The sequence below is a fragment of the Ferrimicrobium sp. genome (genome assembly GCF_027319265.1).
In the GTDB taxonomy this organism is placed as follows: Bacteria; Actinomycetota; Acidimicrobiia; order Acidimicrobiales; family Acidimicrobiaceae; genus Ferrimicrobium.
On the sequence record NZ_DAHVNP010000031.1, the window covers coordinates 79,463 to 90,901 of the forward strand.

Annotated in this window: 11 protein-coding genes; 6 read left to right on the plus strand and 5 right to left on the minus strand. The window is 58.2% G+C overall.

The features are described 5' to 3' along the window. Positions 1-355: 355 nt before the first annotated feature. Both M7439_RS04695 and M7439_RS04700 read left to right on the plus strand, forming a co-directional pair. The gene (locus M7439_RS04695) at positions 356-1,915 is read left to right on the plus strand and encodes a sensor histidine kinase (protein WP_298346140.1); all 1,560 of its coding nucleotides are present in this window, start codon (positions 356-358) and stop codon (positions 1,913-1,915) included. Then, positions 1,893-2,597, plus strand: a complete 705-nt coding sequence (locus M7439_RS04700) for a response regulator (RefSeq protein WP_298346142.1) — start codon at positions 1,893-1,895, stop codon at positions 2,595-2,597. The genes M7439_RS04695 and M7439_RS04700 overlap by 23 nt, the downstream gene beginning before the upstream one ends. Before the next feature lie 544 nt (positions 2,598-3,141). On the opposite strand, the gene M7439_RS04705 is transcribed toward M7439_RS04700, so the two are convergent. Next, positions 3,142-4,026 carry a hypothetical protein gene (locus M7439_RS04705; RefSeq protein ID WP_298346144.1) on the minus strand — a complete coding sequence of 295 codons (885 nt, stop codon included), beginning with the start codon at positions 4,024-4,026 and terminating at the stop codon, positions 3,142-3,144. 114 nt (positions 4,027-4,140) lie between these two features. Here M7439_RS04705 and M7439_RS04710 point away from each other — a divergent pair, with 114 nt between their 5' ends. After that, complete coding sequence (locus M7439_RS04710; RefSeq protein WP_298338571.1) at positions 4,141-4,659, plus strand: gamma carbonic anhydrase family protein; 519 nt, start codon at positions 4,141-4,143, stop codon at positions 4,657-4,659. A gap of 99 nt (positions 4,660-4,758) precedes the next feature. Here the strand turns inward: M7439_RS04710 and M7439_RS04715 are convergent, their stop codons facing one another. Together M7439_RS04715 and M7439_RS04720 are read right to left on the minus strand one after the other, a co-directional pair. After that, the gene (locus tag M7439_RS04715) at positions 4,759-5,532 is read right to left on the minus strand and encodes an ABC transporter ATP-binding protein (protein ID WP_298346146.1); all 774 of its coding nucleotides are present in this window, start codon (positions 5,530-5,532) and stop codon (positions 4,759-4,761) included. Between the two features lie 29 nt (positions 5,533-5,561). Continuing rightward, positions 5,562-5,969, minus strand: coding sequence for an EamA family transporter (locus M7439_RS04720; protein WP_298346148.1), 408 nt, complete (start codon positions 5,967-5,969; stop codon positions 5,562-5,564). A 74-nt stretch (positions 5,970-6,043) separates the two neighbouring features. On the opposite strand from M7439_RS04720, the gene M7439_RS04725 reads away from it, so the two are divergent. Continuing rightward, entirely contained in the window at positions 6,044-7,048 is a 1,005-nt protein-coding gene (locus M7439_RS04725) for a GGDEF domain-containing protein (RefSeq protein WP_298346150.1), read from the plus strand. Here M7439_RS04725 and M7439_RS04730 read toward each other — a convergent pair. Then, entirely contained in the window at positions 7,031-8,032 is a 1,002-nt protein-coding gene (locus M7439_RS04730; RefSeq protein ID WP_298346152.1) for an MDR family oxidoreductase, read from the minus strand. The two genes, M7439_RS04725 and M7439_RS04730, sit on opposite strands and share 18 nt — an antisense overlap. A 306-nt stretch (positions 8,033-8,338) precedes the next feature. Between M7439_RS04730 and M7439_RS04735 the strand changes: the two genes are divergently transcribed. Next, positions 8,339-8,806: a DinB family protein gene (locus M7439_RS04735; RefSeq protein ID WP_298346154.1), complete on the plus strand. Its 468-nt coding sequence runs from the start codon at positions 8,339-8,341 to the stop codon at positions 8,804-8,806. 76 nt (positions 8,807-8,882) lie between these two features. Further along, positions 8,883-10,091: an alpha-hydroxy acid oxidase gene (locus M7439_RS04740; RefSeq protein WP_298346156.1), complete on the plus strand. Its 1,209-nt coding sequence runs from the start codon at positions 8,883-8,885 to the stop codon at positions 10,089-10,091. Here the strand turns inward: M7439_RS04740 and M7439_RS04745 are convergent. Beyond that, positions 10,078-11,349: an MFS transporter gene (locus M7439_RS04745; RefSeq protein ID WP_298346158.1), complete on the minus strand. Its 1,272-nt coding sequence runs from the start codon at positions 11,347-11,349 to the stop codon at positions 10,078-10,080. The two genes, M7439_RS04740 and M7439_RS04745, sit on opposite strands and share 14 nt — an antisense overlap. Positions 11,350-11,439 lie beyond the last annotated feature (90 nt).

Sequence of the window (11,439 nt, forward strand, 5' to 3'; positions counted from 1 at the left end):
TTGGTGCGTTGCTCCTCAACGGCACCAACTCCTTCGGTTTGGGTGCAAAGAGAGAGATGCTTACCTGGTTCATCCCGGAACGTGCCAAGTAGGCCCAGCCCCACCGCGAGATGCTGCCGCGACGGGTGGCGTTCTGGTGAATGCGACACTCCATGGTCAGGCATTGACCCTTTTGTCGGTGATCTGCTCTGTCTGGCCACCGCATTCAGCCTAAGAAAAGGCCATGGGTAGTCTCAGGTACTATGGTGGTGCTGTTGATGGTCGGTGACACCAGTCTGCGCGTAGAGTGACCGCTGTCTAGGCATTGGTACAGGGGGGATTCGGTGTGAACAGTTACCGGCGAAGTCGTATGACGATGAAGAAACGCCTTGCCCTGATACAGGCCACCATTCTGGTGGCCGTCATCCTGACTGGGGTCATCTGGTTTCACGGATCCATTCGACCAGACGCTACCCAGTACGCCAACGCGGGTCGCCTAGCGGTGCAAGCACTCGCCACCAACCCATCGCTCGTTGAACTTTCGAATCATTCACCGGAGTTGCGGTCAGTCATGAGCAGTCTGCGAGCGTCTGGGGTGGCCCTTTTGAACGCCAATGGAGTTGTCATCGATGGTGCGGGAGGATTTGCGAGAGGTGAGCTACTTCCCCTTCCTTCGACCACTACCACCTCCGTGCAGACCCGAGACGTGGGTAGCGAAGTGACGGTTATCGCCATTGCGCCCCTCGCCGGCCCACAGGATCGAGACAGGGTGGTAATCGAACTCCGCTACCGAACATCACAGAGTGAAGCGATCGCGGTAACCGTGCGGGTTTTTGAGGCACTTATTGTTGCCATGATGGTCGGCTTGCTGCTCAGCTGGGGTGTCGGGCGTTGGATTCGGAAGCAGACCTTCGGGCTTGAGCTGGATGAGCTTAAGGAACTCATCCAGGAACAGGAGGCGATGTTCCATGGAATTCGCGAAGGCGTTATCGGACTCGATGATGAAGGGCGGTTCCAATTCGCAAACTCTGGCGCCATTGACTTACTGAAACTGCCTGCACGCCATCTGGGGCGACCGGCACGCGTGCTCATCCCAGACGGCCGCCTTCAGGCTGCTATCCTCGGCGAGATAACTGGGCGGGACACGATTGTTGTGCACAAAGACCGAATTTTGGTCATCAATCGGAGATATGTGGAGGCGCACGGAACACCCCTTGGCTATGTTGTCACAATCAACGATCGCACGGAATCGGAGGCGCTGATGCGAGAACTTGATGGCATGCTGGGGTTGACCGATGCCCTCCGCGCTCAAGCCCACGATTTTTCGAATCGTATGCATACGGTGGTGGGACTCATCGAAATGGGAGCTACGCGTGAGGCGGTCGAATTCGCTACCGATCTCACTCTTCGGGATACGCAACTCATGAGTCGGTTGACCGACGAGATTGCCAATCCCATCATTGTGGCCCTTTTGCTAGCTAAGGGTGCCGTGGCGGCCGAACGCAACGTGGAGTTCCGGCTAGGGGGTGCGGTCCTACTTCCGGCGGCCCTCACTTGCGCGAGTGACCTGGTAACGGTGATCGGCAACCTTCTCGATAACGCGATTGAGGCGACGCAAGGATACCCCCACGCCTGGGTGGCGGTGCGCCTACTACGCAGCGAGACGGAGCTGATAGTGGAGGTCACTGACTCTGGTCCGGGAGTGCCCGTGGCCGAACGGGAGACGATCTTTGTCGATGGCTTCACCACGAAGACCATCGGTAAAGGATTGCGGCGTGGCTTGGGCCTTGCGATGGTGCGCCAGCTGGTTGAGCGTTATCATGGCAAGATTGAGGTATCGCAAGACGTCGGGGCTTGTTTTCGGGTGACGCTGCCAGGGATCTTTGAACTCGAATTGAAGGAGGCTGCTTCACATGACCATTCCTCAAAGACCTGATGTCTCACCCATGTTCCGGGTCGTAGTCGCCGATGATGACTTTCGCGTAGCCTCGCTTCACCGTGCGGTGGTGGAGGGTGTGAGCGGTTTCGAGGTGGTTGCCGAAGCACATTCAGGAGCCGAGGTGCTTCAGGCGGTCCGCGACAACGCGCCCGATCTTGTCCTACTCGACCTCTATCTCCCAGACATACCAGGGTTAGAGGTGCTGCGTCGTCTTACTGGCTCAGCGCAAGACACGGTGGATGTGATTGTCGTGACCGCTGCACGCGACGCTGGAAGCGTCGAGGAGGCGGTCCGTCGAGGGGCCGTCTATTATCTCGTGAAACCATTTAGTACCCACGTGCTGATCGAGCGCCTCACGACGTATGCCTCGATGAAAAAGAGGCTCGAAACGCTCCATGAGGCAGATCAAGAAGAGGTCGATACGATCTATGCCATGCTACGAGCAACCAACAGTCGGCAGCTTCCAAAGGGACATTCTCCCCAGACGCTTGGCAGGATCATTGAGATCTTGCGTAGCGCGGGTGAACCACTCACCGCAGAGGATGTCGCAAGCCGTACGGGAGTGAGTCGTCCCACTGCACACCGCTATCTCACCTATCTCGCGCGCATCGGGCGAGTTCGTCTTGAATTTCGCTATGGATCGGGACGCCCTGAGCACCTCTATGAATGGCCATCATGAGTGTGCTGACATAAAGCCTGCGGCCGATCTGCCTGGGGTGCAGCCAGTAAGGGGCCAGCTGATGAGCGGATTGGGCGGCGCCAGTCGAGTGCCTGTCACCATGCGCGCATCCGGCAGTACCACTGTCCTCGGATCGACCAACGCACGAGTTGGGGAAGTGGGCAAGCGATGGCGTGACAAGCGGAGTTGGCTGGGTTGTTTGATAGGATGCGTGTCTGTTGAGCGGTGGCACCGCGTTCAAATGGGTCGTCAGTTCATTGTCCTTACGGTGCGGTGCGGTGCGGTCGGCCGCAACAGAGGCGTCGTACTCTTGGTCTGTGGAAGTCCCTTGCCTCCTGTAGTCGTCGTCAAGTATTGGCCCACGAACACTTCGAGGCCCACGAAAGCTACTGGCGCCTTGTGACAACCGCACGATCGCTGAAGGAGGCAGCGTCTGCTGCGGATGAGGAGCCTCCTTGAGGTTTCGAGAACGGCGAGATGCTCGCAGGCAGCGGGTTCCTCGCCTAGCGATCGCTATGGCCCCATTCTGGGAGTTGTGACGGCGTTAGGAGGAGGCGAGCAACTCGTGAACTCGCTGGAAGGTGGGTAGAGATCCTGAGTCGTGTATCGCCATCTCGATGGGAGCGGCCAGTGCTTGGAGCTCGGCTAGTTCCCCATCGGAGACCACATCAAAGAGCGGAGCCATCAACAGATTTGTTCGTCGCTCGAGATCGCTACGGAAGGATCGCCCCTCCGGTGTGATGGTTTCATCTTTGGCAATGAGACCACGATGCGTGAGGTTCTCGATGCCATGGGTCCATTCGGCATCGGTGTAACCTCTTGATGTCTGTGCAGTGGAGCGCTGCTCGGCCCCGATCGCCACCATGAGGATATGTGCCTCACAACCGTTGATTTGATTGACGGCGAGGAGGCTATTGTGGCAATCTCCTCGGTACTCGCGGATGAGGGTGGCCGCATGGAAGAGTTGTGACCTCGGATCATCTGGTGGTTGCACGGATAGGTTGGCGGCATAGAGAGGGTGTCCATCGCGTTCGCCATGCCGAGAGATCTTGGTTGCGATTCGAGTGGCGCGTGCGAGAACCTCTGCGCTGGGAGCGAGCGTTGATGATCCCATGATGCGATCCCAGGTAGCGAGGATGCCCTGGAATCGAGCGGCGATGAACTGTTCCGGGGTGGCAATCTTCCACACCGATGGGATGGCAGCTTCGACATTGTGATGCGAAAAACTATAGAACGCGGCGGTAACCACTCCGGGTTCGACCTGACCCATCGGCGCGGCACGTCCCCCGAAGTAACGGGCCCATGAGTCGGCAACGCCGAGCGTCTTATAGCTCTCGCGACACTCTTTAGCGAAGTAGGTGAGGTCGTGAAATGTCTCGAGCTGAGCCCAAACTTTCAGCGAGCTTGCGTAGCGTTCATTGCGATCCATATGCTTAGGCTAGTAGCCATGGTTGGGCTTAGGCCAATGATAGGTATCGCAGCGTTCTCTTGTGGTCGTGAACGGGTAGCAGTGGGGATCGAGTGGTGTAGCTAACCTAGGTCTATGCCTATTTATAGTCTTGGTAGCCAGATTCCACGGATCGCCGCTTCGGCGTTCGTCCACCCCGACGCCGTCATCATTGGTTCGGTGGTGATTGGTGAAGAAGCGTCGGTCTGGCCACATGCGGTGTTGCGAGGCGACTACGGCCGCATCGAGATAGGTGCCCAGACGTCCGTGCAGGACGGAACCGTTATCCATGCCACCGCAGAGCTCCCGACCGTGGTTGGCGCCGAATGTGTCGTGGGGCATCTCGTGCATCTTGAGGGTTGCGTCGTCGAGGACCACTGTCTGATTGGTTCCTCCTCAGTCGTCCTGCACCGCGTCCGGATCCATGAGCATGCGTTGGTTGGAGCAAATGCAATGGTAACGAATGATACCGATGTTCCCTCATTTGCTATGGCGTTAGGGGTCCCAGCGACGATCGTTCCGGATCGCGTCCCTGAAGGAGCCTTTGCTGAGGCCGTCGCGCTCTATGTCGCTAATGCACGGCGCTATCGAAATGAGTTGATTCGTTTGGAGTAGCACTCGATCGCGCTTGCCACAACGCAGTTCCGTGATCGCACTGGGGGTCTGGTTGGTGTCACCGTCTGCTCGCGTCGTGCTATCGGTGGCCCGCGAGCGTCATGGCTGTCGGAGTGCGGTAGCGATACGACGACCTGCGAGTTGATGCACCTCAATGGGATGATGGAAGGCTTTGGTGAGTGTTGCCGAGGTAAGCACTTCATCTGCGGGGCCAAACCAGTACCCATGCTCACTCATCACCAGCGTATGAGTGATCGAGATCGGTAGATCCTCGAGATGATGCGCCACCATGACGAGCGCACCGTTGTGGTGATGTTGGTCGAGGATGCGTTCAAGCGCTTCGATCATCTGTTCGCGGGCGACGAGATCGAGGTGAGAGGTCGGTTCATCGAGCACGGTTAAACGTGGCGTGCCGCAAAAGGAACGCGCCAGGAGAACTCGCTGGCGTTGACCCGAGGAGAGCGAGTCGAGTGGTCGTTGCGCGTAGTCGTCAAGACCGACAAGTTCGAGGAGGTGTCTGGCTTCGAGCCGGTCATGGTCATCGAGCACAAACCATTCACGGCGTAGACCGGAGAACCGACCAAGGGCAACCACCTCTTCGGCCGTCATGTCTGGGGCGAGCCGTGAGGTCAGCTCGTCCGAGAAGTATCCAATCCTTGGACGTAAGGCTCTGATATCGGTCTCGTGCACGTTAACCCCCAGGAGGTGAAGCGCGCCTCGGCTCAATCGGAGCCTCCCGGCAAGCACCATCGCGAGCGAAGTTTTCCCGATGCCGTTCGGCCCTAAGATGGCTAGACGTTGTCCGCTATCGAGGGTGAGGGATAGGTCGCGAAAGATGCTGGCCTCACCTCGTACCAGGTGGGCGTGTTGCATGTGGATGATGGAAGGTTGATCGCAGTTGGTCATAGCGCTATCAAGGCTATGGCGATGATAGCGAGCGCCAGGCCTATGAGCTGGCGAGGATGGAGCGCGACTTTGGTAAGGGCGACCTGTAGTAGGAGGGTGATCGCTGGGTAGAGGGCGGTGATGGCGATAAGCGGTGCAGCATTGGAACCTCTTCGTAACGCAAGAAAAAAGAGGGCATAGCCGACGGTACCGGCCAGACCCGCAGCGATAGTGAGCCAGGAGAAGGCGGGTCGTATGAAGAAGGCGACTGGCACGACAGCTATCGCTTCGACGAGCACCACTGTCACCCAGAGCGTCAACGGGGCAGCGCGGATCGAGGCACGATCGGAGAGAAATCCCCACGCTCCCCACGCGATAGCAGCACCAAGTGCTAACGCGACAGCGCTCAGCTCGACGCGAGACACATCCCTCCTTAGGCAAGATTAGTTTTTAAGGCTAGCCAGTGAGTGGCCGATGAAGCTCATGAGGGGTTGGTGTAATGCAGCGATCGAATTCACTCAATATAGGTGTTCTGGGCAACAGTGGTGAGAGTGCGCTCATGGGCCTGCTCGAGCAGCTCATGACGGCCGCCGGTGCGATGGGCGTGATGGTGGCAAGGCGGCTCGAGTCAAAGTACATGATCGAGAGGGTTCGCGTCGTTCCCCGGATTTTGCGCGAAGGTGATGTCATCGAATTCGAGAACGCCGTTGATCTGTCGGCGGCCGTGCCAATTGAGCCCACAGGGCCAGGCCGCATCTTCTCGGACTACATCGGGTTTTCACCGTTAGCCTCACTGTATCTAGTACCTTTTGAGGCGACAAGGGATGAGAATCTTGCCACCGTGGTCTTTTCGAATCGCGAACTGCGCTGTCCACGTCCAACGCTTATTGCGCTCTGCCGGATGATCGAGCTCACGATCGCCATGGGCATCGACTACGAGCGTCAGGTTCGTTCGCTGGCAGATCAGCTCGCTATCTTAGGAGAGCAGGCATCGAACGACCCTCTGACGCAGTTGTTGAATCGGCGCGGCTTCCTTGAGGTGTTGCAGCGGGAGGCCAGTCGACTTTCGCGGAATCCGGCACCGATGGCGATCTTGCTCTTTGATCTCGATGGTCTCAAATCGGTCAATGATCTCTATGGCCATGAGGCCGGTGATGATTACCTGATCAAGTTTGCACGAACGCTCCGAGATAATCTACGGGCGATGGATGTCGTCGGTCGCCTTGGTGGCGATGAGTTCGCCCTCCTTGCACCACAGACAGATCGTATCAACGCCGAGGAGCTCGCACGTCGGCTCCGTCGCCTCTTCGATGCACGTCGACTACCGGTCTCTATCGGAGTTGCGGCGCTTGAGGGTGAGAAGATGTCCCTGGCTGCGCTGCTTTCGCAGGCCGATCAAGCGATGTACGCCGATAAGGCGCAGCGTAAAGAGGCGATGGGAACTCAAGAGAAGTTGACGATCGACCTTACAGCACTTGAGGGACGACTACAGACTCGTGTCTAATGCCACGACCACGCGCCCGCGAACTTGTCCTGCGAGTATTTTTTCAGCATAGGTCGGTAGCTGTTCGAGGTTGATCTCGGTGATCATCTCTTCTAGGAGCGCTGGGTCAAGCAGATCAGCGAGGCGTCCCCAAGCGATCTCACGTGCGGACAGCGGAGCGTTGACTGAGTCAATGCCGGCGATCGAGACACCGCGGAGGAGGAATGGCATGACCGATGCGGTGAAGCTTGACCCTCCAGCAAGACCGACCGACGCGATGGCACCGTTGCTCTTTGTCTGGGCAAGGACGCGTGCTAGGGTCTGACCGCCGACCGAGTCGATGCAACCGAGCCAGTGTTCTGACTCTAGCGGACGTTCAGGTCCGCTGTCGAGATCGCTGCGAGGGATGACGATCGATGCGCCAAGATGTGTAAGGTAGTCAGTCTCCGTGTCACGCCCAGTGGAGCCGGCGACAATGTACCCGAGGCGACTCGCAATGGCGATGGCGATGGAGCCAACACCTCCCGCTGCGCCGGTGACAAGCAATGGGGCTTGTGAGCCAGGCAAGATGCTAAGGTGCTCGAGTGCCATGATGGCGAGCATGGCGGTAAGGCCAGCGGTGCCAATGCCCATCGCTTGTCGTGGTGTCATCGAGGAGGGGAGTCGTACCGCCCAAGCGGGCTCGAGAAACGCCTCCTCGGCATACCCTCCCCAATAGAGTTCGCCGATGCGGAAGCCTGTCGCGATGATCCAGTCTCCCGGAGCATAGGTGCCGGTCGCGTCCGATAGGACTTGGCCAACGAGATCGACACCGGGAACATGTGGGTAGGTGCGAACGAGTCTGCCCTGTCCCCTCATGACCATGCCATCTTTGTAGTTGAGAGTCGAGTAGGCGACCCGTACCCTGAGCGGCCGTTGGTACAAGGTGGATGTTGGGAGTGTCTCGACCGCAACCGTTGGTAGTGGTGTGGACTCCCGGACCACGAGTGCGCGGATCGTTTCCATTGCTAGGCTCCTTTGCGGTAGATGAGTGCTCATAGGTAACTTAGTCCAGCTACTCATTGGATCGATGCGAACCGCTGTGCTAGCCTTGATGTCATAGTGCGCTGGCGAGTCGTTGCAGCTACTTGGAGATTTTCCGGGCATCGCATTGGCCCGTTCATTGCGGCGATGTCGTCGTTTCAGTGAGGAGCAATAGCCAAAGGGTATGCATTGCTTGAGGGATGCGTTGACTCCGATGGTGGGAGCGTGTAACAGTGAAGAACAGTTTGGATTCGCTACGAACTGGTTGCGACGAGGGGAGGAGATGGCATGCTCGAGGGAACACTTGACGCACGATTCCATGCGGCATTTGCGCATTTTCGTGAGGCGATGGACACCGCCCAGGAGGATGGACTGACTGAGCCGGATCCTGAAACCGGTGAACAATGGGACCTTGTCCATATACTCGCTCACGTCTCTGAGATGCTGGAGTATTGGTTGGCAGAGGTCCTACATGTGCTCGCAGGCGAACCGGAGGAACCCTTTGGCAGGCTGAAACGTTCGCCAGAACGGATTGCCAGAATAGAACAAAGTGCCACACTGGCGGTGGATGAGCTTCGGAGTGAGATCAATCTCCGGGCCGAAGCGACGAGCGATCTGTGCCGATTGTTGAGTCCGGAGCAGTTGCGCAAAAAGGGGATACATCCAAAATTTGGGGCGATGACGGTCGAAGAGATCGTGACCGAGTTTGGCATCGACCATCTCCATGAGCATGCCAGCCAGCTGGAGTCGTTGTGATGCCGCTGAGGAGTGTTGTGATGCCGCTGAGGAGTAGGGATCGAGTTTCGCTGTCCGTTTGAACGAAGGAGAGAGAATGAAGCGTCAACGACCTGATGTGGCGGCACTCAAAGCATTGCTGGTACCGCGAACTCCTCGACTTGACTTTTGGCGTGCGAGGGTGGAGCGCGCCCAGACAATTGGCGATCTTCGCACGTTAGCACGGTTGCGTACACCAAGAGCTGTCTTTGACTATACCGATGGCGCTGCCGACGGTGAGGTGACGCTGGCTCGCTCTCGGGAGCTGTTCCGTTCACTTACGTTCCATCCGCGGATCTTGCGTGATGTGGGTGAGGTGGATACCACGATCGAACTCCTTGGGGGTACGAGTGCGCTACCCTTCGCGCTGGCACCCACTGGTTTTACACGGATGATGCGTGCGGAGGGGGAACCAGCGGTCGCCCGTGCGGCGGAGCGGGCAGGTATCGCCTACGCCCTCTCGACGATGGGCACCACATCGATCGAAGATGTGGCCTACGCTGCACCAAGCGTGCGCAGGTGGTTCCAGCTCTATCTTTGGCGTGATCGAGATGCGGGTCTAGATTTTTTGCGCCGTGCCGAGGCCCACGGTTATGAGGCGCTCGTACTCACGGTCGACGTTCCGGTAGCTGGCAATCGGCTGCGTGATGCCTACAACGGACTGACGATCCCCCCGCAGATTAGCGCAAAGACCTTTCTCGACGGTGCGTTGCACCCAGCCTGGTGGTTCGATCTCATCACGACGCCTCCGTTAGAGTTCGCCAGCATGCACGCATATGGAGGAACGGTTGGGTCATTGATTAACAAGATGTTTGATCCATCGGCGACCATTGAGGATCTCTCCTTCCTTCGAGACCATTGGCGTGGCAAGTTGATCGTTAAGGGTGTACAACGACTTGAGGATGCGCAGCGTCTCGTGGGTATCGGGGTCGATGCGATCGTGCTCTCGAATCACGGTGGCAGACAGCTCGATCGCGCGACGGTTCCGCTGCGGTTGCTCAGATCGGTCGTCGACGCGGTCGGGTCTGATACGGAGATTTTAATCGACGGAGGTGTGATGAGTGGGGCTGATATCGTGGCTGCCCTCGCTCTCGGTGCGAAGGCCGTGCTTGTCGGTCGCGCGTACCTCTATGGTCTGATGGCCGGCGGTGAGGCTGGGGTGGATCGTTGCATTGAAATCCTCGCCAGTGAGGTACGACGCACGATGCAGCTGCTGGGGGTGCGGTCCGTGAACGAACTCGACCCTAGCTTTGTCACTCTGCCGTAGGGCCATCCCCGGTTATCTGGTCATCCTTGTAGGAAGTAGTCGCGTCGGGGCTCGGGGCCACCTGGTGTTCCATTTGACGCCCAAGTCGGTTGCCAATCGATGCGTTGAGGGACCCGATGGCACAGAGACCGCCGAGCCAGAGGTAGGCCAAACCATGGCCGACCGCTTCGGTTGCAGTCACTGGACCGATGACGTTGGCGAGCGCTCGTGAAAACTGACTCAACCCGAAGTAGCGCCCACGGAGGCGCTTTGGCGCGAGTGCAAGGAGGACCGGGGTTCGGATCGGCGAATAGCACATCTCGCCAAAGCCGAAGATGGCGGCAAAGATTGCGAGGTCGATGAGCACGAAGGTCGTCGTGTGTCGGTACGCGGTGGCGAGAGGGACCAACCAGGCGATCCCAAAGACAACCGCCGTGAGCTGAAGAGTTCGACGAAACCCCATCCTGCTCACCAAGGAATAGACGGGTCGTTGGAGCACAACGATGAGGATCGGGTTGATGACAAAGCCAATGGCAATGACCTGGGGTGACTTGTGTAGCGCGATGCCGATCAGTGCAGGTATGCCAGTATCGAAGGAAGCATAGCTGGTGAAGGAGAGAAAGATTGCGAAGACGAGGAAGAGACGCAACCGTGGGTCGGTGAGCGCCTCTCGGTAGCTGGGTTCCACCGGATGTTCACTCACATGTCGATCATTGGGTAATAAGAGAAAAGCCGCGCCTGCAAGAGCACCGCAGGCCATGCCAACGACGAGGAGGTCGAGGAAGGTCGATGGTCGGTGGAGATCGATGAGAAGACCACCGCTCAGCGTCCCAATCGCAAAGCCAGCATTGGACGCCATGAAGTCGTAGGAGAAGAACTTTGTTGCCGGCAGGTCGGTGGGAAGTGCGTTTGAGGTCGCGACATTGCGTGCGGAGTAGCGGACATTCGAGAACCCAAAGACCAGTGAGGCGACAAAGAACAGTGGAGGGGTGCGAGCGGCAAAGACCAGGAAATAGCCAAGAATCTCCACGGCCGTCCCGAGAGCTGCCGTGTTGCGTGCACCAAAACGGTCGACAAGGATCCCACCGACGAGCGCCCCGGCCAGGGTAGCAATACCCTCTGTGGCGACGATGGTACCGGCGAGCGGGGTAGAAAGGTGGCGCGAGAAGTGGAGATAGAGGATGAGGTAAGGCCAGACCGCACCGCCCGCCGCGGACAACGGGCCCGAGGTCACGACGACCGCAGAGACCCGAGCGATCATTGATCTACGTGAATGCATTGTTTTCCTCTGTCAGGTTTGGTGTCAGCGACCGATTCCGGTCTTGGTGGTAGGAGCGGCTCGTAAGAGTAGAGAGATCTGGATGGGACC